Annotated in this window: 23 protein-coding genes; 10 read left to right on the top strand and 13 right to left on the bottom strand. The window is 38.9% G+C overall.

What is annotated here, in order from left to right; translation table 11 throughout:
• Nucleotides 1-2: 2 nt before the first annotated feature.
• Both QNH29_RS04080 and QNH29_RS04075 read left to right on the top strand, forming a co-directional pair.
• Entirely contained in the window at nucleotides 3-1,877 is a 1,875-nt protein-coding gene (locus tag QNH29_RS04080; RefSeq protein WP_283865529.1) for a PTS fructose transporter subunit IIABC, read from the top strand.
• A 61-nt stretch (nucleotides 1,878-1,938) separates the two neighbouring features.
• A complete protein-coding gene (locus tag QNH29_RS04075; protein ID WP_283863574.1) occupies nucleotides 1,939-2,082 on the top strand; it encodes a hypothetical protein in 144 nt (47 codons plus the stop codon).
• Here the strand turns inward: QNH29_RS04075 and QNH29_RS04070 are convergent.
• Together QNH29_RS04070 and QNH29_RS04065 are read right to left on the bottom strand one after the other, a co-directional pair.
• A complete protein-coding gene (locus QNH29_RS04070; protein WP_283863573.1) occupies nucleotides 2,079-2,870 on the bottom strand; it encodes an HAD family hydrolase in 792 nt (263 codons plus the stop codon). The two genes, QNH29_RS04075 and QNH29_RS04070, sit on opposite strands and share 4 nt — an antisense overlap.
• Nucleotides 2,871-2,971: 101 nt before the next feature.
• The gene (locus QNH29_RS04065) at nucleotides 2,972-3,370 is read right to left on the bottom strand and encodes a hypothetical protein (RefSeq protein ID WP_283863572.1); all 399 of its coding nucleotides are present in this window, start codon (nucleotides 3,368-3,370) and stop codon (nucleotides 2,972-2,974) included.
• Between the two features lie 179 nt (nucleotides 3,371-3,549).
• On the opposite strand from QNH29_RS04065, the gene QNH29_RS04060 reads away from it, so the two are divergent.
• Nucleotides 3,550-5,385 carry a dihydroorotate dehydrogenase gene (locus QNH29_RS04060; protein ID WP_283863571.1) on the top strand — a complete coding sequence of 612 codons (1,836 nt, stop codon included), beginning with the start codon at nucleotides 3,550-3,552 and terminating at the stop codon, nucleotides 5,383-5,385.
• Nucleotides 5,386-5,446: 61 nt separating this feature from the next.
• Here the strand turns inward: QNH29_RS04060 and QNH29_RS04055 are convergent, their stop codons facing one another.
• Entirely contained in the window at nucleotides 5,447-5,635 is a 189-nt protein-coding gene (locus QNH29_RS04055; RefSeq protein WP_283863570.1) for a hypothetical protein, read from the bottom strand.
• 137 nt (nucleotides 5,636-5,772) lie between these two features.
• Here QNH29_RS04055 and QNH29_RS04050 point away from each other — a divergent pair, with 137 nt between their 5' ends.
• Both QNH29_RS04050 and QNH29_RS04045 read left to right on the top strand, forming a co-directional pair.
• Nucleotides 5,773-5,979: a zinc ribbon domain-containing protein gene (locus QNH29_RS04050; protein ID WP_283863569.1), complete on the top strand. Its 207-nt coding sequence runs from the start codon at nucleotides 5,773-5,775 to the stop codon at nucleotides 5,977-5,979.
• A gap of 22 nt (nucleotides 5,980-6,001) precedes the next feature.
• Nucleotides 6,002-6,271, top strand: a complete 270-nt coding sequence (locus QNH29_RS04045; protein ID WP_283863568.1) for a DUF3949 domain-containing protein — start codon at nucleotides 6,002-6,004, stop codon at nucleotides 6,269-6,271.
• Between the two features lie 60 nt (nucleotides 6,272-6,331).
• Here the strand turns inward: QNH29_RS04045 and QNH29_RS04040 are convergent, their stop codons facing one another.
• Complete coding sequence (locus QNH29_RS04040) at nucleotides 6,332-6,739, bottom strand: NUDIX hydrolase (RefSeq protein WP_283863567.1); 408 nt, start codon at nucleotides 6,737-6,739, stop codon at nucleotides 6,332-6,334.
• A gap of 96 nt (nucleotides 6,740-6,835) precedes the next feature.
• Here QNH29_RS04040 and QNH29_RS04035 point away from each other — a divergent pair, with 96 nt between their 5' ends.
• From QNH29_RS04035 to QNH29_RS04020, 4 genes are all read left to right on the top strand, one after another.
• Entirely contained in the window at nucleotides 6,836-6,985 is a 150-nt protein-coding gene (locus QNH29_RS04035) for a hypothetical protein (protein ID WP_283863566.1), read from the top strand.
• Nucleotides 6,986-7,201: 216 nt separating this feature from the next.
• A complete protein-coding gene (locus tag QNH29_RS04030; RefSeq protein ID WP_283863565.1) occupies nucleotides 7,202-8,455 on the top strand; it encodes a dicarboxylate/amino acid:cation symporter in 1,254 nt (417 codons plus the stop codon).
• Nucleotides 8,456-8,706: 251 nt separating this feature from the next.
• The gene (locus QNH29_RS04025) at nucleotides 8,707-9,330 is read left to right on the top strand and encodes a chromate transporter (RefSeq protein ID WP_283863564.1); all 624 of its coding nucleotides are present in this window, start codon (nucleotides 8,707-8,709) and stop codon (nucleotides 9,328-9,330) included.
• A gap of 18 nt (nucleotides 9,331-9,348) precedes the next feature.
• A complete protein-coding gene (locus QNH29_RS04020) occupies nucleotides 9,349-9,891 on the top strand; it encodes a chromate transporter (RefSeq protein ID WP_283863563.1) in 543 nt (180 codons plus the stop codon).
• A gap of 29 nt (nucleotides 9,892-9,920) precedes the next feature.
• On the opposite strand, the gene QNH29_RS04015 is transcribed toward QNH29_RS04020, so the two are convergent.
• From QNH29_RS04015 to QNH29_RS03985, 7 genes are all read right to left on the bottom strand, one after another.
• Nucleotides 9,921-10,634, bottom strand: coding sequence for a response regulator (locus QNH29_RS04015; protein ID WP_283863562.1), 714 nt, complete (start codon nucleotides 10,632-10,634; stop codon nucleotides 9,921-9,923).
• Nucleotides 10,627-12,237, bottom strand: coding sequence for a DcuS/MalK family sensor histidine kinase (dcuS, locus tag QNH29_RS04010; RefSeq protein ID WP_283863561.1), 1,611 nt, complete (start codon nucleotides 12,235-12,237; stop codon nucleotides 10,627-10,629). Before dcuS ends, QNH29_RS04015 begins: the two co-directional genes overlap by 8 nt.
• A 173-nt stretch (nucleotides 12,238-12,410) precedes the next feature.
• Nucleotides 12,411-12,938, bottom strand: coding sequence for a DUF3231 family protein (locus QNH29_RS04005; RefSeq protein WP_283863560.1), 528 nt, complete (start codon nucleotides 12,936-12,938; stop codon nucleotides 12,411-12,413).
• 66 nt (nucleotides 12,939-13,004) lie between these two features.
• Complete coding sequence (locus QNH29_RS04000) at nucleotides 13,005-14,708, bottom strand: GMC family oxidoreductase N-terminal domain-containing protein (protein ID WP_283863559.1); 1,704 nt, start codon at nucleotides 14,706-14,708, stop codon at nucleotides 13,005-13,007.
• Nucleotides 14,708-15,379 carry a hypothetical protein gene (locus QNH29_RS03995; RefSeq protein WP_283863558.1) on the bottom strand — a complete coding sequence of 224 codons (672 nt, stop codon included), beginning with the start codon at nucleotides 15,377-15,379 and terminating at the stop codon, nucleotides 14,708-14,710. Before QNH29_RS03995 ends, QNH29_RS04000 begins: the two co-directional genes overlap by 1 nt.
• A 237-nt stretch (nucleotides 15,380-15,616) precedes the next feature.
• Complete coding sequence (locus QNH29_RS03990; RefSeq protein ID WP_283863557.1) at nucleotides 15,617-16,543, bottom strand: LCP family glycopolymer transferase; 927 nt, start codon at nucleotides 16,541-16,543, stop codon at nucleotides 15,617-15,619.
• Nucleotides 16,544-16,918: 375 nt separating this feature from the next.
• The gene (locus QNH29_RS03985) at nucleotides 16,919-17,623 is read right to left on the bottom strand and encodes a CAP domain-containing protein (protein ID WP_283865528.1); all 705 of its coding nucleotides are present in this window, start codon (nucleotides 17,621-17,623) and stop codon (nucleotides 16,919-16,921) included.
• Nucleotides 17,624-18,013: 390 nt separating this feature from the next.
• On the opposite strand from QNH29_RS03985, the gene QNH29_RS03980 reads away from it, so the two are divergent.
• Nucleotides 18,014-18,874, top strand: a complete 861-nt coding sequence (locus QNH29_RS03980) for an AraC family transcriptional regulator (protein WP_283863556.1) — start codon at nucleotides 18,014-18,016, stop codon at nucleotides 18,872-18,874.
• A 451-nt stretch (nucleotides 18,875-19,325) separates the two neighbouring features.
• On the opposite strand, the gene QNH29_RS03975 is transcribed toward QNH29_RS03980, so the two are convergent.
• Nucleotides 19,326-20,597: an FtsW/RodA/SpoVE family cell cycle protein gene (locus tag QNH29_RS03975; protein ID WP_283863555.1), complete on the bottom strand. Its 1,272-nt coding sequence runs from the start codon at nucleotides 20,595-20,597 to the stop codon at nucleotides 19,326-19,328.
• Nucleotides 20,598-20,604: 7 nt separating this feature from the next.
• Entirely contained in the window at nucleotides 20,605-21,012 is a 408-nt protein-coding gene (locus QNH29_RS03970) for a PadR family transcriptional regulator (RefSeq protein ID WP_283863554.1), read from the bottom strand.
• Between the last annotated feature and the right edge of the window lie 2 nt (nucleotides 21,013-21,014).

Genomic DNA, 21,014 nt, shown 5'->3' with positions numbered 1-21,014 from the left:
TGATGAGAATTACAGAACTATTAACAAAAGAAACGATTAACCTTTCATTAACAAGTTCAACAAAATCCGGTGCCATTGAAGAGTTAGTAAGTGTTTTAGACAATGCAGGCAAGTTAAGTGACCGTACGGAATATAAAAAGGCCATTATTAAAAGAGAAGAACAAAGTACAACAGGAATTGGTGAAGGTATTGCCATCCCCCATGCAAAAACAAACGCTGTTAAGCATGCTGCGATTGCATTCGGAAGATCAAAAGCTGGTGTAAACTATGAATCTCTTGATGGTCAGCCTGCTCACCTGTTCTTTATGATTGCAGCGACAGAAGGAGCAAACAATACACATTTAGAAGCACTTTCTCGACTTTCCACAATTCTATTAAAAGAAGAAGTGCGCCACCAGCTTTTAAAGGCTAATAGTGCTGATGAGGTCTTAACGATTATTAACTCTCATGACAAAGAGGACAAAGAAGAAGAACAATCTATGGCTGGCAAGAAACAATTTATCGTTGCTGTAACAGCATGTCCTACTGGTATTGCCCACACGTATATGTCTGCGGATTCACTAAAAGCAAAAGCAGCTGAAATGGGTGTGGATATTAAAGTTGAAACAAATGGTTCTGGCGGGGCTAAAAACGTTTTAACACCTGAAGAAATTGAAAATGCGGTTGCGGTTATTGTAGCGGCTGATACAAAAGTAGAAATGAATCGATTTAATGGCAAGCATGTCATTGAAACGGCGGTTGCCGATGGTATTCGTAAACCAAAGGAACTAATCGAAAGAGCTCTAAAGCAAGACGCACCTATTTATAGCGGCAGTGGAAAATCCGGTCAGGAAAGCGAACAAACTGGTGGAAGAGGATTCGGATCAACCATTTATAAGCACTTAATGAACGGTGTTTCTAATATGCTTCCATTCGTTGTCGGCGGCGGTATTTTAATCGCAATTAGTTTTATGTTCGGGATTAATGCATTCAATCCTGATGATCCAACCTATCATCCAATCGCTGAAGCATTGATGACGATTGGCGGCGGAAATGCCTTCGCCTTAATGGTTCCTATTTTAGCAGGATTTATTGCCATGAGCATTGCAGACCGCCCAGGTTTTGCTGCTGGTATGGTTGGCGGTATGCTGGCTACAAGCGGCGGCGCTGGTTTCTTAGGCGGACTGGTTGCAGGTTTCTTAGCAGGTTATTTAGTGGTTGGTTTGAAAAAGCTATTAGCTGGTATGCCTTCTTCCTTAGAAGGAATTAAAACGATTCTTTTATATCCATTATTAGGTATCGCTTTAACCGGATTTATTATGTTATTTGTGGTCAATAAGCCTGTTGGAGCCTTAAATACTGCGATTTCTGAGTGGTTATCTGGTCTAGGTACAGGAAATGCTGTTTTACTTGGAATTATTTTAGGATTAATGATGGCGTTTGATATGGGTGGACCGGTTAACAAAGCAGCTTATGTATTTGGTACTGGGTTACTAGCAAATGGTGTCTACGAACCAATGGCGGCGATTATGGCGGCAGGTATGGTTCCTCCATTAGCCATTGCCATTGCTACAACTTTATTTAAAAAGAAGTTTAACAAACAGGATCAAGAAGCGGGTAAGGTAAATTATATTATGGGATTATCTTTTATTACGGAAGGCGCGATTCCATTTGCTGCAGCTGATCCCCTTCGAGTTATCCCTTCTGTTATGGCGGGTTCAGCAGTAGCCGGAGCTTTATCAATGATGTTTAGTATTGGACTTCGTGCTCCGCATGGCGGATTGTTCGTTATCCCGCTTGTTGATGGCAGCTGGATTATGTATTTACTTGCTGTTGTAATTGGCTCTTTGGTAGCTGCATTATTGATGGGATTCTTGAAGAAGCCAGTTTCTAGCTAAAAAAATTAAAGCCCAATTTCCTTTTTAAGGGGAATTGGGCTTTTTTAGGCTGTGTTTATATATGTCTGTTGATTTCCTCCGTCTGATTGTTACGATAATTGGAGGACCCTTGGTTTATCGGCACTATCCCGGTCTGATTGTTACGATAATTGGGGAAGCCTTGATTTATCGGCACTATCTCGGCTATAACGCCGCCTGCCTTTAAAGTAAATGGCGAACTGCGTAGGCAAAGCCATCTTCGTCGTTTGATTTTGTTACAATGTCCGCTTTTTGCTGTACATGAAGCGGGGCATTCGCCATTGCAACAGAAGTGGTTGCTACCTCGAACATTGCAAGATCATTACCACCGTCTCCAAAGGCAATAATTTCATCAAACTCTAGATTCATCATTTTCTGATAGCGCAATAATGCCTTTCCTTTATGTGCTTCGTTTGAAGTAATTTCAACATTATTGGGATATGAAGATGCCATTGAAATAGGGAACTTATCACCGAGAGCCATTTTAACTGCTTCCACTTTTTCAAGTTCATCATGGTGCGTCAACGCAATTAATTTATAGATTTTCAACTGATCTTTTTCAAGAATTTCATCGTAATTGAATTCTTCAAATAGAACGTTTAGCTCTTGTTTACTTTTTTTATGCAGCGAGGGTAAAGTGGAAGGAAATCCGCCGTAATTGGTATAGACTAAAATGCCGACACCTAAGCTCTTTAAAATTGGAAAGATTTCTTTATACATTTCTATTGATATCGTTGCCTCATAAAGCAGCTCTCCTGCCTGCGAAAATAATACAGCTCCATTAACACAAAATATAGGAATCTGTAAATGTTCTAATGCTTTTAATTTGATGACATCTCCATAAGCACGGCCTGTATTTAATATAACAGCATGACCCTCTTGCAGTAATTCATCAATGGTTTGCATGTTGGCTGCGGATATATTATGTTCAGAATTTAACAAAGTACCGTCTAAATCGATTGAGAAACACTTCATCGTATATTCTTCCTCTCCCTATCTTCTTCAAAGAATACTATATCAGATATTAGAGCTGTTAAAACAGTTTAATTTCAGAAGGCACAAAAAGACTAGGAACATTAGTTTTTGGAATGTCCCTGGGCATTTTCATTTTCTCTTTCTTTTAATATATCTTGGATAATTTCCATATGAAAAGCTGCCCATGCCTTTTCACGAAAATGAATCAATACACTTAAACCTAATATAAGCAGATAAACGATACAAAAACCAGCCCAAAGCCAGGATCCATCATGGAATAGGTAGGATGCTAGTTGTTTTGAAAACAGTAGTAATAACCAGGGAGCAGAGGATACCAGGATGGGAATCATGCCTGAACCATTCTGTTCTTTTATCATACGGTAATGGATTAATTGCAATGTACTACTATCGAGAGACTGATAAAGAGTTTGAATCTCCTTAATTTCTTTAAATTCCTTTGTTTCCTTGATGATACCGCCATTATCGATGGTTTTTTTCAATCGCAGAAAGACTTTGTGGGCATCTCCTTTTGTAGAAAACAACACCAGTGCATCCCCTCCCTATTCCTAGGGTTTCCTAGTGGACTGTTCTTTTATTAAAGTTCTTAATGGTACTATATATTTTCAGAATTTACAATTTAATGGGTTTGTTGTTATGCTTATTTTGAACCATTTTCTTAATGAAAGTGAAGGTGTTGTTTATGCCGGATTGGTCTTATCATCCGTTAAAAAAACTGATGCTAGATAAACTAAGTCCGAAAACGAGCCGCGAGTTTATACATAAATCCATGAGCACCATTGCGTCCATTCCTGGCGGCCGGGGACTTATTGGTTTCTTAGGACATATGAAACCTCCGCAGGAATTTAAAAAGGAAATGAATCAAACTACATTTCCGTCTCCCATTGGTTTAAGCGGCCATATAGATCCTCATTTATCAGGCATTAACGCCTTCCAAGAGTTAGGCTTCGGATTTATAGAAATTGGACCAATTGTACTGAAAGAACCTAAAGTACAAAGAGAACCTAGAAGGGAAAACAGTCATATTCTGTTTTCTGACCAGCAGGAGAAGGCCCCTCTCAAACGAGTGATAAAAAAATTAACAAGCCTAGACATTCAAATTCCGGTATTTGCAAGGATAGATGCACAAGTAAAGGAAACGGAATGGGACATCATTGTGCAGCATTTAACTCCTTTTGTGGATGCTTTTATCGGATCTAGTCAACAATTTAACTCCTTTTTAGAACATAAGGTTTCTTTGGAGCGACCTATATATATATCATGTTCATCTGATGAAATCGAAATGGGAGAATTATTACAGCATCCATGTATTGGCGGTATAGTTGTAAATGCTCCTCATCAAAATGTGGGCGGCTATTGGAATGAAGTTTCAAATGCAAATGAATATCTGACTGAGACCGTTAAACAGGTTAAAAGCCTGCATCCTGAGCTAACCGTCATAACCTCTGGCGGGGTGGAGACTCCAGATGATGCGTGTGCATTAGTTCGTGCTGGTGCAGATTTTTTGATATTAACAGAAGGCTATGTAAAATCTGGGCCAGGGCTACCAAAACGGATTTATGAACGTTTGTTATATGAAGAATTCCTGCCTATTAAAAAGCAAAACTGGTACTGGTCATTTCTGTTCGGTCTATCGATTCTAATTGGAGGAATGATTGCCTTATATTTTGCCTTTACGAGTATTATCCTTCCTTATGATGAATCCTTTATCGGTTTGACAAGAGATGATATTTTGCTAGTAAATCCACTCATTTTATCTTTTATGTCCCATGATAGGATGGCGCTGGCTGGAACCATGATATCAGGAGGAATTTTGTATATCCAACTTGCCCGCCATGGAATTAAAAATGACATGCATTGGGCGAGGGTTGCTTTTCACAGTGCAGCCATCGTTGGATTTATTGGTATTCTTCTATCTATCGGTTATGGGTACTTTGATTGGCTGCACGGTTTATTTTGGCTTATTTTATTACCCATATACTTTTTAAGCTTTAGGGAAGGAAAAACAATCCTAGGTGCTCCCTATTCCAGACACGGAAAGAATGATAAAGCTTGGCTTTTTGGGCTTTATGGACAGCTAATGTTTGTTATAGTAGGATTTCTGATTACAGCAGGCGGTATTGTTATTTCCACAATAGGTATATCCAAAGTTTTTGTATCAACGGATTTAAGCTTCTTGTGTATGTCACCTCAAATGTTAGACCGTATTAGTACCAATTTGATTCCAGTAATCGCTCATGACCGAGCAGGTTTTGGCAGTGCTCTCGTAAGTGTCGGTTTAATGGTTCTAATGCTAGCATTGTGGGGGTTCAGAAAAGGAGAAAGTTGGATTTGGAATACTCTTGCAATAGGCGCTTTGCCAGCGTTCATTTCGGGGATAGGAACGCATATTTATATTGGTTATACAACCTTTATCCATTTGCTTCCCGTTTACTTTTTAATGATTTTATATCTGTTCGGCTTAGTGTTTTCTTATCCTTTTTTAAAAAAGAAATAAAGTAGCCGTATCAACTATGATACGGCTTTGAAATCGTTGAAGTATTTTAACAAAAGTGCTATTATTCTCCTTCATTAACAACGATTTTATATCCTTCTTGCTTGGGTCCATCTTCGAAAACTTCTCGAGATACAATATAAAATGTTTCCTCTTTATCGTTTGTGATTACCATTTCACTTGGGCTTTTATCGACTGCTGCTGCGTCGAGGCTAAAATACCCCATACCTAACATTGAAACATCAAATGCCACGTTCATCCCTCTTTTCTAGTTTTATTGCATTTTACCTTTTTTCAACGGAGGGCACAAGCTTAAGTTTAGACTATTATGAAACCTTTCGAATGCAATTTACGTAAATATATGGAAATGTTTTAACAGGAGGAATGGCAATGAGCGAAAAAGGATGTATAAAGTGTGGTTCCAGAGATACGGGTCAAAAGGAAGTTGCTATGACTGGTACGGGATTATCAAAAATCTTCGATGTTCAACACAATACGTTTATCGTTGTCTTCTGTAAAAAATGCGGGTACTCCGAATTCTATAATAAGAAATCATCTACTTCTTCCAATATTCTAGATTTATTCTTCGGGGGATAAAAATAAAAAGGGGGAAATTTAGATGAGTGAAGTTTTAATCATAGTTGTTGGTGGATATATTCTTCTATCTTTGATTTTAATACCTTTTCAATCTCGATATGTTGAGCAAATGGAGAAGCTGCGGAAAGAGAATGAGGAGAAGGGTATTAGTCAAGGCGAAATGATGGAAGGTATGAAATTTGAAGACCAAGTATTACATGCAAATGTGCAGGGGAGTATAATTTTCATCCTTCCAAATATTTTAGCAACAATTATCTATAAAATAAGGAATCGCCAAAAATCAGCAAGATAACAACCTTATAAAATAAGCGGTACCTGCAGAAGGTGCCGCTTTAATTTTTCAAATGTATTTTTAAAAACCAATATAAAAAGGGTGTATGCTATCATCTAAACAATACTCAATTCTTTGCCTAAAATTATTCCAGGTGACCATTTCCAATGCCTCTCCTAATGGAAAAAAACCTACTTCTAGACTCTCTGGGCTGGTTGTTAATTGCCCGCCGATAGGTTTCCCTAAAAATAATGTGTTACAAATGGATCCCTCTATATTTTGAAAGATTCCACAAAACTTAATGACCTCAATGTCAATCCCAGACTCTTCTTTTGTTTCCCTAATCACAGCGTCCGTTAAAGATTCGCCCTCTTCCACCTGACCGCCAGGCATTTCCCAGCCTCTTCGCGGACCTTTCACTAGCAATAACTGATTCTTTTCATTTAAAACAATGGCTGCTGCAGAAACGATATGTTTTGGTGCTGACATCTGTTCTCCCCCTTTGACCTCTTAAATATAATCTACTCAATATCGTTGAATTTGTCATTTAACTTTCAACCATACTATTACATGGAGGTGTAAATAATGCCAAAAAATAATCCAATTGAATTTACAGGAAAGGTTCTTAATCAAAGGAACCAGCTCACTGGTCCAGATGATTCGGGCAAGCGAGGCTATCCGGAACGACCTAAGAATGTTTCTATCCAAGACTCGGAAAGTAAAAAGGACCAATAATATCCAGACGAGCTGCCGACAAGGCAGCTTTTCTCTATGGCAAATCCTCCCTATCTCTCCATTCCCTCTGCAAACACAATACCCTTGTTACTTATTTTAATTACAAAACGATTTATTAAATAATATAAACTATTTTAGTTGTTCACAAAATCGTAATATATTGATAATTCAAGAAATTGTTATCGTTTTCAAAAAAAGAATAGGAGGCATTAACGTATGAAAATTAATTTTAAGAGTCTCACTACCCAGGTAATTCTGGGAATTCTTCTTGGTATTGCAGTCGGTTTTATTTTTCCTGAGATTGGCTCACAACTAAAGGTTATTGCAGATATTTTTATTAAACTAGTAAAAATGGTGATTGCTCCAATTATTTTCCTGACTATCGTAATTGGAATCGCTGGTATGGGGGATTTAAAGAAAGTTGGTAAAATCGGCGGGAAGGCATTGCTTTATTTTGAAATTGTATCTACCATCGCTCTCACTATCGGGATTATTGTCGCCAATGTTATTAAGGCCGGAAAAGGGATTGACGCAGAGGCAGGAAAAGGCGACATCTCCCAATATACTGAAAAAGCCGCTGAAACTAGTCACGGATTTATGGATTTTGTCTTATCAATCATTCCTGATAGCTTTATAGGCGCTTTTTCAAATGGTGAATTATTACCCGTACTTCTCTTAGCTATACTATTCGGAATTTCCTTGGCTCACTTAGGTAATAAAGGAAAACCAATTATCGAGTTTTTTGAAAAAACAACCGAGGTGTTCTTCGGAATCGTTAATATCATAATGAAGGTTTCTCCTTTTGCAGCATTTGGAGCAATGGCTTACACAATTGGGGAATTTGGAATTGGATCATTAGTCTATCTTGGAAAACTAATGGGATCTGTTTATATTACAATGGCTTTATTCATTGTCATCGTTCTTGGCGGAATTGCTAAATTATATGGATTCAGTATTTTCAAGTTCATTGCGTTTATTAAAGAAGAAATCCTTTTGGTAATTGGAACTTCCTCCTCTGAGGCTGCACTTCCAAAAATGATGGAAAAACTCGAAAAATACGGCTGTTCAAAGCCCGTTGTCGGACTAGTACTTCCAACAGGATATTCCTTTAATCTTGATGGAACTTCCATTTATCTTTCGATGGCCGCTTTGTTCATCGCTCAAGCATACGGTGTTGACCTCAGTATTTGGCAGCAAATCACCCTGCTTGGGGTATTGATGTTAACGTCAAAAGGAGCAGCAGGCGTCACAGGATCAGGTTTCGTTACACTTGCAGCCACTCTAGCTGTATTCCCATCCATACCTGTAGAAGGGATGGCGCTGATCCTTGGGGTCGACCGGTTCATGTCAGAAGCACGCGCCATCACAAACCTTATCGGAAACGGAGTAGCCACCGTCGTCATCTCCAAAACAGAAGGCGAATTCAAGCCACTCCAAGAGGTTTCAAACAAAAAACAAATAATCGCCTAAACCTTCAAAAAGGTGAGCCCCTCCGGCTCACCTTTATTTATTGCCCTCATCGATTCACAGACTGTCCGCCTGAGGTGGACACTGTCCACGAGCGGTGCCTGTCACCAAAAATTGCACCAAATGATGTTAACACGAGCTCTAAATTACATTTGTTGCCATTTACCCTTTTTGTTTCTTTTGGTACCTTTATATATGGTGCAAGTTTCCTAGAATGCACATTTTCTTTAGTTTTTTTGGAGAGAAGGATTTTTATGACTGTTAAGTGGAAGTTGGCATTTGAAATTTTTTGGACATTTTTTAAGATTAGCCCTGTGACGTTTGGCGGGGGATTTGCGATGATCCCTTTAATCATAAAAGAGATAGTAGAAAAGAGAAAATGGTTAACAAGTGAAGAAATTACTGATGTCATCGCCTTATCTCAAACAGTGCCAGGGGCGGTGGCGGTGAATTCAGCCACCTTTATCGGGCATAAAATTGGCGGTATTAGAGGAGCTTTAGCCGCTATGATCGGTGTTTCCATACCAACCTTTTTAATCGTTTTATCCTTAGGAGTTTCCTATTTTTATATAGATGATAATCCCAAACTAGAAGCAGCCTTTGTATCTATACGCGTTACGATAGTTGCTATCATTGTATATGCCGCAATTAAAATAGCTAAAACAGCCATATTTGATAAGACAACATTTTTCATTATGGCCGCAGGGGTACCGGCACTATTTTTTATCCATCCAATTGTAGCCATCATTCTTGGGGCAATAACCGGATTAATCGTCGTTTCCATTAAGACGAAATTAGGCTATATTATCGAATTGCAGAATAGTAAAGAGGAAAACCCAGCTAATGACCCAGAATATTACATGGGTGCTGGTATTTAGAACAAAGAGGTGAACGGAATGGTGTTGATTGAGCTTTTTCAAACCTTTTTCATCATGGGGTTTGTCTCATTTGGCGGTGGTTATGCAATGATCCCTATTATTGAATCAGCAGTAACAGAATACGGTTGGATGTCTTCAGAACAATTGACGAATATGATTGCAATTGCTGGTATGTCACCCGGACCCGTTGCTACTAACAGTGCGATTTTAATTGGATATACAGCAGCTGGGATTAGCGGTGCTATTGTATCTGTCATTGCAATTTTACTTCCTTCATTAATCTTAGTGATCGGTGTTGCAGCCTTTTTTATAAAATTGCACCATAATCCTGTGGTTGAGAAAATGTTTTATGGCTTAAAACCTTTAGTTACTAGCTTAATTCTCTTTGCGGCCATCAAATTTGCATTAGCCAATAACCTAGTTGCCATGGATCTATCCTTCCGTTCGATAAGCTTAGTCATCATTTTTGGACTATCCCTCTTTGCATTATTAAAACTTCGTTGGAATCCAGTATATGTTATTCTACTTTCCGGCTTGGTAGGTGTGGCCCTTTATTCTTAGAAATCAAAAAAGTGGCAATCGCCACTTTTTCATAGATACATAGAAAGTTGATTAAGCTTGTCCCTCTTCAATGTGTAAAAGTAAACCGGTCTTCCAATTCCGTAAGTTAGTGACTCTTCAAGGACTCCGACTTGGGTCAGATACTTCAAATATTTTCGCACAGACACTCTAGAAATATAAGTACTTTCTGCAATATCATCGGTTGAAAAGAGGCTTCCTTCCTTTGATTTAATTTCATTAATAATAATCTGAAGTGTACTATTGGTTAACCCTTTAGGCAAAGTCTGTGTTTTTTCCTTAGAGAGCCTCTGGTCACCATAAAGAATTCCATCATCTAAATCTTTCTGATTAAGTACTTGCTTTTTTTCAAATAAGACAGATTTATCTTTATATTTCTCCAATGCCTGACTAAATCTCTCAAACTCAAAAGGTTTGATTAAATAATCTGCCACCCCAAGTCTAATGGCTGTTTGAATTTTTTCTGTGTCAGCTGCAGCCGTTATGAGAATGACATCGACTGCCAGCTTTCGTTCTCGAATAAAATGAAGCAGTTCAAGTCCATTCATGCCTGGCATATAGACATCAAGCAAAAGGAGGTCAACCTGTTCCTTTTCAAGGTACTCTTTGGCATCCCCCACGTTATGAACAATCCCAGCTAAACTATATCCTTTTACTTCATTAAGATAACGTTTGTTGAATTCGGCTACCATCGGGTCATCTTCGACTATCAGAACTTTAATCATGGTTTCCCCCCTCAACCTCATATGGAACTGTTATATAGATCTCTGTTCCAAGCAGTGATTTTGAATCAATAGACATTTTACCGCCTAAGTTTTCAATACTTTTTGTAACGAGATAAAGACCATAACCACGGTTTTCTCCTTTTGTTGAATAACCCCTTTCAAGCACGTTTTTTTGAATCTCATTAGGAATCCCGTGTCCTGAATCCAACACCTCTATCGTTAATCGTTTTTCTGAATAATGAAGAGTAACATCTAGTGTTTTATCGATAGAAACCTCCATTGCCTCAATGGCATTATCGATTAAATTCCCAAGAATAGTGATTAACTCATGGGTAATTTTAGGATTCGCCGGCTCAGGAATGACCGTATGAACGTTAATATTAAACTCAACTTGTTCTTCCCTTGCATAACTTAATTTTCCCATAAGAAAACCAGCTAGTGCAGGATCTTTAATCTGTTGTGCTATGTTTCCCAGCTCTTGGTTGTGGTGGCCGACCAATGCTCGGATATAATCAGATAATTCATCGAAACACTTCATTTGGACCATTCCAAGGATTACATGCAGGCGATTCATAAATTCATGTGACTGTGCACGGAGCGCTTCCGCATATGTTTTGACACCAGTTAATTGCTCTGCTAATTGTTTAACATCTGTCTTGTCCCTGAAGGTTGAAATCGCCCCCACCACCTCACCATTTACAATAAGCGGAACTCGATTGACCAGGATGGACACCCCATTAATCATTTGTTCATCATCCAGTTCAGGTTTTCCCATCTCCAAAACCTGATTTAGTCTAGTTGACGGCAGATACTCATGAATTTTCATTCCAACCGGGTCCTTTGAAAGTCCCGCCTTTTTTAAAATTTGTCTTGCTGATCGATTCACCAGCGTAATGGTTTGTTCTTTATCAACCGCAATGATTCCCTCATGTACAGACTGAAGCATAGTACTTCGTTCCACAAAAATCTTGGCGATTGCGAACGGTTCAAGTCCAAATAGGATTCTCTTGATATACCTCGCTAGTAAAACTGCACCAATAATCCCCACTAGTAAACCTAATACGGTAACCGTAAGAATACTTCGATGGCTTTTACCTAGTGCTGCTTCTACACTTTCTAATGATATGCCGACTGCAGCCACACCAATTTGAGTACCGCTCACATTGTAAATGGGTGTAAAGGCACGTAAGGATTCGCCTAATGTCCCGTTGGAGCTTGATACATACTCTTTCCCTTTAAGTGCCTCTTTTTCATCTCCGCCCACAAAGTGTTTCCCGATCTGTTCTGGATTCGGGTGCGATTTCCGTATTCCGTTCATATCCATTACTACTATAAACATCATGTCTGTGGCTGCTTGGATACTTTGCGTATACTCTTGAATTTCTAAAGATTTTTGGTTATCCTCTAATGCCTCGATAATAATATGGGAGGTTGCAACTGAACGCGAAACAAGCCTTGCTTTTTCCTCTGAATGTTTTCGGATATTCTCACTAACCGTATTACTTATCAATAAATCTGTAATCATTAAAGATACAAGTACCACTAAACAAACGAAGAAAATGATGACCGTGCTTAATTTAAACTTATATCGTTGAGTTTGCACATAGATCCCCCCACTTTCAACTCTATCTATTATTTTAGCAATATTTGCACTAGGAGGGAAAAGTTAAATTATTATGCTATTACCTGACAATCTTTGTCATAAAGGCAAATTATTTTTATCACAATAAAAAAAGCCACAGATATCTTCTGCGGCTTAAACCGATGTTAAAAAAACTATGGTTTGTAATAAGGAGGAATTCGAAGCCATTTATGCCGATCCAAATACTTTTTCATTATTAAGCCAGCCGTTATTTTCCTTAACATAATCTTCGAGAACATTAATCCAACATCAGCTCGAATAGATTCAGTAATTCCTCTAGAAGCATAATTAACTCCCATTGCAAGATTAAAGGACATTAAATTAGCCAGTTCTTCATCATTTAGCTTAGCACCCTCTGGAATATCTTTAAAATCGCCAGAAGGTTTTTCCGGCGTCGTTTTGGGAAAGGGGACCCCTTCCTTCATGAGAAACTCCTTAAGTTCGTCTCTAATAGGAATATGAACGGTTTCCCTTATATCCTTTAAAATTTGTTTTAATTCCGGATCTTGAGCCATATTGTAGCCGATTTCTTCATTACGCATGGTTGTTTCAGTACCTAGTAGAAAAAACCATAGATTTGAAACCTCCATCACATTTAACGGTCTTTTCTCTCCATCCATAAATGGTTCAAATATATCTTGGATTAGGTTAAATACTTTCATATTAGTAAATCCCACCAAACTTTATTTATTATGATGGTAGTTTTTCTATATATTAGCTGAATGATGCTAATTAAAATACTTTTGACATATTTTTTCCGCTGTACGGGTAGCCAATGCCTGTGTCGTGAGGGTAGGATTGACTCCGCCCAAACTATTATAATGAACACTGTTGTCAGCGATATATAACCGTTTTACTTGATAGGATTCGCAATCCTGATCAACGACAAAGCCCATACGCATAGTACTTTCTATATGAATCATCATTCCGGCTGGCCAATTTGTCCATATTATTTTTTTGGCCCCTGCCTTTTTTAACAGGTCTGCCGCTATTTTTACAAGTTGACCTCGTTTCCTCCTTGATTCTTGGGTTGGCTGATAGCTCACAACAGGGACAAATCCATTTTCATCACGAATTAACGGATCGAGAGTAATCCCGTTCCGCTGATTCACATCATCATCAGTACTGACTAAAACATTTAAAGTTCTACGGTAAGAATCCATTGTTTCTTTTAGTTCATTACCGTATAGACGCCCCTTGATATCCCATAGATCATTCCTGCCAGGGGTGTTTAGGTAAAAGTATCCAGCCTCACTCACCGCATAAAAAGAAGCTGTTAAGCCCGGACTCATTCCTACAGACTGCAGCGCTCCAAGTCCAGGATAATCCATCCTTGCCCCGCATGTATTCCCCACAAACGGATTTATATCTGATGTTCCCAATAGTGGGATTAAATCCTTTTCATCAAATATCCCGGATACCCAATCCATATAATGATTAACCAATCCTCTTCCTACCCATGTATTATCAGGCAGCCCTGAATTTAACCAAAGCCGTGGACTTTCGATGCTTCCCGCGGCCATCACGATAATTTTTGCCCTTAGCTCTTCCACCTTCCCCGTCCAAGTATCCTTAATATTCACTCCAATGGCATGCAGCCCTTTGTACGGGGTGTTTTCTGTTACTATTTTTATAACAAAGGCATTTGGTCTTATACAGACATTTCCTGTCTTTAAGGCAAGTGGCACATAGCTGACATTTGTGGAACGCTTCGCCATTTTATCGATCGATGGGCCATGAGGACAACCGTTGATGCAATGCCCCGCAAGTGTACAGCCTTCCATCCAGGACAATTGTTCGTCAGTGATGTTTGGATTTGTGATATTTACATTGGGAGGCAAAATGGCATTCGGCTGTGGCCTATACCCCGGGCCTGTTACATCTAGTGTAGGAATCAAATTCCAGCCTGCCTTCTTTGCACCATAATAAAATAATTCTTCCTTTGCCGTCGTGGCAGCGAAGTTCACCGGTAATGTTGCTTCTACCTTTTCATAATATGGTACAAGTTCTCGATAAGAAAGCGGCCAGACATTATCTATTGCTGCTGGATATGCCCGGGGACAATTAGCGGTATAAGTTTGAGTGGTTCCTCCCACACCGGAGCATTGCCAAATTACGCCTTTTTGATTAGCGTTTCGAAACCATTGGGAACGACTACGATCTGCCGGGCCCCAGCGAAACCTTCCTGAGACTAAATCATTCATATTCATTTCAAACTTGTTCAACAATTGTTTATAGAGCATGACATCCAAATCATCTGTTGTGGAGCTTGATACTCCCCCCGGCTGTAAATTAGGATTTGACCACTTTTTATTCCCATACCAAGGGCCAGCCTCTAAAACCAAAACCTTTAATCCCAATTCTCCCAGTTCTTTTGCAATTACAGCTCCACCGCCGCCAGCACCGATTATGATCACATCATTATTGGCCATTAGTCCTTCACCTTCTTGTGCTGAATGATTGCTAAGAACCCGCGGAAATCCCGGTATCCAAACGATGGACCTGGATACTGGGTCTGTTCCCACCCAGGCGGAAAAAATTCGACTCTTCTATATTCAGGAGAAAATAGTCGTGTTGTTCCGTACGCTGCCCATTCCGAATAGTGGCCAAACATAGAAAGTTCATTTAATACATCCATCATATTTCGAACAAGTCCCGGGTTATTTTTGTATGGAGTGCTTAAGCTTTCAAGATTAATGTCTAGTTGTTCTATTAAGGTAATCGCCCTTAACCTATCGATTGGAGATAGTGAAGAGAAAGGACCTCCACCAGGATATGCTGTTACATTTAATGGGTAATATATCTGCCCTTTCTGGATTAATTGGACAGCACCTATGTCCAGCAATTCAGCAGTGGATTTCGATATGGAACTATTAACTAAATGAAGCTGTTCTTTTACAGAAAGAGCAATCGAATGATCTAATATCCAAATTACATACTCATAAACATGTAAATCTTGTGCTCCGGCCACTTGAACAGTTCCTATATAATTTTTATGTTTTAGGTGAGGTGGAATGATGGCATGAACTAGTGACTTAAAAGTGGACCTGACATAACGATTTAAGTTTCGTTTACTTTCACTTGCTTCCGAAATTTCACCCACCTCCTTAGTAAAAAATGCTTCTAGTCCCTTCCTATAAATATTTATGTTTTTATCCTTATATGTATGGAAATTAATTAGTAAAAAGGAGGCCTCATCATTACCACATAATAAATACGGCGAACAGTGAATGCTGCTGTTCGCCCTATGTTTTATTTACTGTGTGGTATAACTTTCTTAAATAGTGTGGAATAAAACAAGGCTGGAGAAGTTTATCTCCAGCCTTCAATCTTTTAACTTTCATTTATTCAATTCCAATTGAGATTTCAATTCATCCTGAATACGCTGTTGTTCTGCTATAGTGACGATTCCATAATAGATATTATCAATCATTTTTCCTTCCGATTGAATAGTCAGCTGCTCGATGTTTTTTCCGGCATCTTTATAATTCTTTTGAATGCTAACCATTTCCTGAAAGGTAAGATTCGTTTTAATATTGCTCCCAATCGCTTCAAAGATATCTGGGGCTTTTGATAAGCTTGAGATGCTTGCCCCCTTTTTGATCACTGCCTGGATTACTTGCCTTTGACGTTCTTGACGGCCGAAGTCTCCATTTGGATCATCATATCTCATTCTGATAAAAATTAATGCCTCCTCGCCATTCAGATGAATCTGACCTGCAGGAAAATTATATTCTTCTGCTTTAAAAGCAAGATTATTCTCGACATTAATCCCACCCACTGTATCAATAATATCCTTAAAGCCTTCCATATTCATTTTCACATAATAATCAATGGGGATATCAAGGAAATTCTCCACCGTATCTACCGCCATCTGCACACCGCCAAATGCGTAAGCATGGTTGATTTTATCTTCTTTCCCCTTACCGATAATCTCTGTCATGGTATCCCTTGGAATACTCAGCATTTTTACAGACTGATTGTTAGGATTTACTGTTAACACAATCATCGTGTCAGAGCGGCCGCTGTCTCCTTCTCGCTCATCCACACCAAGCATTAAAACAGAAAAAGGTTCCTTCTTTTTTAAAGCTTCCGGCTGCTTTTCCTTACTCTGCTTGTCATCAAGCGGTTCATGCATAGTGGCAACTGCCTTATTAAAAGAATTATAGACTGTAAATCCATAAAAGCCGCCAGCGATAAGTATAATAAACAAAAATAAACGAATTATATTTCGCCAGTTAAGCCTTCGCCTTTTTTTCCTTCTCATTTCCTGGTCCCCTAACTAAAATCAGCATTTAAAAATAGGTTACCAAAGGGTTGTTTCAAAGAAATTACAAGCACATGTCGATTTATTGTTATTTACTTTACGTATCTCGACAATTATTTTTTTGTAAGAAAGGATATGTCTTCTAATAGGATTATTCCATAATAATCTATGGTCGAATATTGGAAAAATCACATTTTATGGCCATGATTGTAGATTAATAGTTGATTATGAAACTCCTAATCGACAAAATATTCCCTAGGAAATAGCCAGAGATCGAAAGATGTTCTTCACTGTCTGTCTGTCAATAAAAGAAAATGGCTTGCGGGAAGATTATCCCCAAGCCATTAAAATTATATAGATTTACAATCAATCGACTTATCTTCCGATAAATTCCTGTGTCCAATAATTACCTTCTGAGACGTATCCAACACCAATATAGTTGAAGTTCGGGCTAAGGATGTTCTTGCGGTGACCTTCACTATTCATCCATGCTTTAACGACTTCTTCAGGTGTTCGCTGCCCCATGGCAATATTCTCACCGGCATAACGATACGAAATTCCGTATTTTTTCATCATATCAAATGGAGAACCGTATGTCGGGCTTGTATGGCTAAAATATCCATTGGCAGACATATCTCGGGATTTTTCACGTGCCATTTTGCTAAGTGTTAAATCAACTTTAAGTGCAGGCAGACCATTTTTTGCACGCTCCTGATTGGTCAGATCCACCACCTTTTGCTCATAAACACTTAAGGCACTTGTTGATTGTGTTGTTGCAGTTGGTTGTGTTTCTGTCACAGGCTGTTGCTGCTCAGGTTGTGCAGTCGTTGTTTGAGCAGGCTGCTTTGTTGGTGCTGGTTGATTTGTTGGTGTCTGGACTGGCTGCTTTACAGGTATTGTGAAACCAAAACTAGCAAGGTATTTTTCAATTATGCTATTAATCTCATTTATATTTGAGCCTTGATATACATAGATCTTTTCCTGTACTACAGGAGTGGCAGCCTCTGCTTTATTTAATGCTGGATTGGCCATTACGATTGCCGCCGCAGCCGCTATGGTTAAAAGAGCCTTTTTCTTAATCATTATAAAACCTCCTACATTTGCTGTTTTTAACAAGTTCATCGTAACATACGATTTTTGTCATATTTAAGGAAGGATTTTACAGTTACTAAAACTGCTAAATTAAATTACAGTCTCAAGTTCCTATTTGTCTAACAAATACTAACCTTTGGAGGTAATTACTATTTAGAGCTCTTAGATACTATTTTTAGTAGCGATTTCCATTATTTATATAAATAAATAGGGTTGACAAGTTTTTAGAACAAGAAAGTTTTTAACAAATATTTCAGAAAAATATCATTACTATCAGAAATATTAATCAGTAAAAAATGTAATCTGTTAAAATAGAGCAGAAAATGACAGGATTAAGATTGCAGCAGTTGTTACTATGTACATAAGGAGTGAGCACATATGGGATGGGTAGAATCATTACAAAAAGCGATAGACTATATGGAAGAGCATTTACTCGATAATATTACGATCGAAAGTATAGCAAAACAAGCGAATGTATCGGTATTTCACTTTCAACGTATTTTTTCAGTATTAACAGACATAACGGTTGGTGAATATCTGCGACGCAGACGACTGACACTCGCAGCTCAGGAACTTTCTTCAACAGATAGCAAAATTATTGATGTCGCTCTAAAATATGGCTACGACACTCCCGAATCTTTTTCAAAAGCTTTCCGCAAGCAGCATGGAATAACCCCTAGTCAAGCACGCACTTATACAGGAAAGCTAAAATCTTATAACCGCCTGACGATACAGGTGAACTTGAAAGGAGCAGAACCTATGAATTACAAAATTGTAGAAAAAGAGAGTTTTAAAGTTGTCGGCGTGAAGCGGGAATTTTCCTGCGAAAATGGAGAGAATTTAGCTGAAATTCCGAAGATGTGGGATGATGTCCATGTTGATGGAACAAATGATTTATTGTTTGAGTTAAATAACGGGCAAATTAAAGGTGTCCTTGGGGTATGTGTGGATAAAAGAAGTTCTGGCTCTCTATTAATGGATTACTGGATTGGTACAGACCATAAGGGCGACGCCCCTGAAGGTCTATTGAAACTTGAGATTCCTGCTTCAAAGTGGGGGGTATTTGAAGTACACGGTGCTATGCCAGAAGCTATGCAGAATACATGGAAACAAATCATCTCGGAATGGTTCCCATCCAGTCATTATAAGCATGCAGGTACGCCAGACCTAGAAGTTTATTCAAATGGAAATCCCTCCAGCCCTGATTATTATTCAGAGATTTGGATTCCGCTAAAATAAGGGCACTCTGGGTCTCGGGTAGCTGGTGATTTGTCCTCAAGGCCCTGGATTAAGGACTAATCTTTTTGGCTGTGCATGGTGATCTGTCCTCAAGACCCTAGATTAAGGACTAATCTCTTTGGCTGCGCATGGCGATTTGTCCTCAAGACCCCGGATTAAGGACTAATCTCTTTGGCGGTGCATGGCGATTTGTCCTCAAGACCCAGGATTAAGGACTAATCTCTTCGGCTACCCATGGCGATTTGTCCTCAAGACCCCGGATTAAGGACTAATCTTTTGGCTGCGCATGGCGATTTGTCCTCAAGACCCTGGATTAAGGACTATTCTCTTTGGCTGTCCATGGTGATTTGTCCTCAAGACCCCGGATTAAGGACTAATCTTCTTGATGATGGTGCACGATTTGTCCTCAAATGGCAAAGAAGAACCCTGGATACTCAGAGTTCTTCTTTGATTAACTACTCCATACCAAATCCTTACGGCGGTATACACTTAACACCGCTCCAATTAAGATTGCATTAAGCAATGTTGGCATTAATCCATAACTGATAAACGGCAATGACATCGAAGTCATAGGGAAGAACCCCAAGGCCATACCGATATTACTAACGAGTTGGATACCATACAGGGCAACCCCGCCAATAAGAAGCTGTTGTCCATAAGAATCTTTAATCTTTGGTTGGATCACTATCATCCTAGCAGCAAACAACAGGAGAATCATGACTAATAAAACGCTAAAAATCCAGCCGTAGTAATATGTAAAACTCACAAAAACAAAATTCGTATGTGCTTCTGGTACGAACTCTCTTGCACCTGGTTGCCCAAACCATCCAGCTTTTGACATAATCTCCTGAATCCGAAGGATAATGAACCCTTCCGTATCGGCATACTTCTCTGGATTAATAAATGCCAGCAGTCTTACAATCTGGTAAGGCTTAATAAATGGCCAAACCACTAAGGACGTCAACAAAATGGTTCCAAGTGTACCACTAAAAATCATCCATTTAATCTTTCTACTGAATTTACTCCACCAAAGCATAACGAATACCATCACGGAATAGAGGTAGATGGTTGAAATACTCGGTAAGGCAAGAAATAGTAAAATCGGGCTGATGAACAAAAATATAAACTGCAAAACTCTCAATTTTCCATTATTGAAAAATGAAGCCCAAGCAAGATAGAAAAAAGGCAAAGCCATCAAACTCTCAATCGTAACAGGTCCAAACTTTATTAGCTTCAGCCCATTTATCATAGTGTTCGAGAAAAAGGCCAGGATGAATAGAAGCATCATTCCGATTGTGTAAAAAAGCCAGCCGTGCTTTTTCCACTTTCGGTAATCCACCAGCATGACGCCTATCGTTGCAGCTAATCCAATAAAGGCAATGAGAAACTTAGAAATGATAAAGTAGTATGTGTCTTTCATATACCCGAGAGAGAACATCGGCAGGAAGCTTAAACCCATGGACACGACTAAAAGAAGAATTAGCCACCAATCCACCTTAGGACGGTGCAGCTTATTCATCTGGATTCCTAATTTAGTCGGACTTCCCATCTGCTCAACAGCTTTTTCTTCTGCTTCACTTTCTGATAATCCTTTCTCCATCCAGATCCTTTTCGCTTCCTTTAGATGAAAGTTTAATTCATTTGCTACATACGCCTTAGCTTCCTTTGATCGGATTTGGTCAGTGACCTCAGTTAAGAAGATTTGTTTTTTATTATTCGCCATTAACTAGTCACCCCTCTAACAATTCCTTAAATACTAATCGTCTTTTTGTTTGCTTTTGCTCTGCCTTTTTTAACAATTTCCTGCCTTTATCCTTTAACCAATAATATTTGGCCCCCGAATCATTCCAGTTGGTTTGGAGGCAGCCAGACTGTTCTAAGCGATGCAGCAGGGTATACAAAAGACCTTCGTTATTTTCGAATTTCTGAATTCCCCGCCCCCGGAGTAGCCCGGTTAATTCATGACCTGTTTTTTCATGAACAAGAAGCTGCATGACTGCTAGTAGAATTTCCTCATCGCTTTCTTCCTGCTGGTTTATTTTTTGGCGAATTGCCTTTTGGTGCTGATCCGAAAAGTTCAAGTCTGCAAATGTCCTTTTATTCATTACTTTCTTCAAATTCTTTAAGCGATCCTCCACAG

The sequence above is a fragment of the Neobacillus sp. DY30 genome (assembly GCF_030123065.1).
Lineage (GTDB): Bacteria > Bacillota > Bacilli > Bacillales > Cytobacillaceae > Neobacillus.
Note: the sequence above shows the minus strand (reverse complement) of the source record. Positions and strands in the feature narration are given on the sequence as shown.

Coding starts and splice junctions, on each gene's coding strand:
- QNH29_RS04040 (WP_283863567.1), bottom strand. CDS start 6,739: ATGTCAGCACCAAAACATATCGTTTCTGCAGCAGCCATTGTTTTAAAT.
- QNH29_RS04030 (WP_283863565.1), top strand. CDS start 7,202: ATGAAAATTAATTTTAAGAGTCTCACTACCCAGGTAATTCTGGGAATT.
- QNH29_RS04000 (WP_283863559.1), bottom strand. CDS start 14,708: ATGGCCAATAATGATGTGATCATAATCGGTGCTGGCGGCGGTGGAGCT.
- QNH29_RS04050 (WP_283863569.1), top strand. CDS start 5,773: ATGAGCGAAAAAGGATGTATAAAGTGTGGTTCCAGAGATACGGGTCAA.
- QNH29_RS04025 (WP_283863564.1), top strand. CDS start 8,707: ATGACTGTTAAGTGGAAGTTGGCATTTGAAATTTTTTGGACATTTTTT.
- QNH29_RS04075 (WP_283863574.1), top strand. CDS start 1,939: ATGTCTGTTGATTTCCTCCGTCTGATTGTTACGATAATTGGAGGACCC.
- QNH29_RS04015 (WP_283863562.1), bottom strand. CDS start 10,634: ATGATTAAAGTTCTGATAGTCGAAGATGACCCGATGGTAGCCGAATTC.
- QNH29_RS03990 (WP_283863557.1), bottom strand. CDS start 16,543: ATGAGAAGGAAAAAAAGGCGAAGGCTTAACTGGCGAAATATAATTCGT.
- QNH29_RS04035 (WP_283863566.1), top strand. CDS start 6,836: ATGCCAAAAAATAATCCAATTGAATTTACAGGAAAGGTTCTTAATCAA.
- QNH29_RS04005 (WP_283863560.1), bottom strand. CDS start 12,938: ATGAAAGTATTTAACCTAATCCAAGATATATTTGAACCATTTATGGAT.
- QNH29_RS04070 (WP_283863573.1), bottom strand. CDS start 2,870: ATGAAGTGTTTCTCAATCGATTTAGACGGTACTTTGTTAAATTCTGAA.
- QNH29_RS04060 (WP_283863571.1), top strand. CDS start 3,550: ATGAAAGTGAAGGTGTTGTTTATGCCGGATTGGTCTTATCATCCGTTA.
- QNH29_RS04080 (WP_283865529.1), top strand. CDS start 3: ATGAGAATTACAGAACTATTAACAAAAGAAACGATTAACCTTTCATTA.
- QNH29_RS03980 (WP_283863556.1), top strand. CDS start 18,014: ATGGGATGGGTAGAATCATTACAAAAAGCGATAGACTATATGGAAGAG.
- QNH29_RS04020 (WP_283863563.1), top strand. CDS start 9,349: ATGGTGTTGATTGAGCTTTTTCAAACCTTTTTCATCATGGGGTTTGTC.
- QNH29_RS04045 (WP_283863568.1), top strand. CDS start 6,002: ATGAGTGAAGTTTTAATCATAGTTGTTGGTGGATATATTCTTCTATCT.
- QNH29_RS03975 (WP_283863555.1), bottom strand. CDS start 20,597: ATGGCGAATAATAAAAAACAAATCTTCTTAACTGAGGTCACTGACCAA.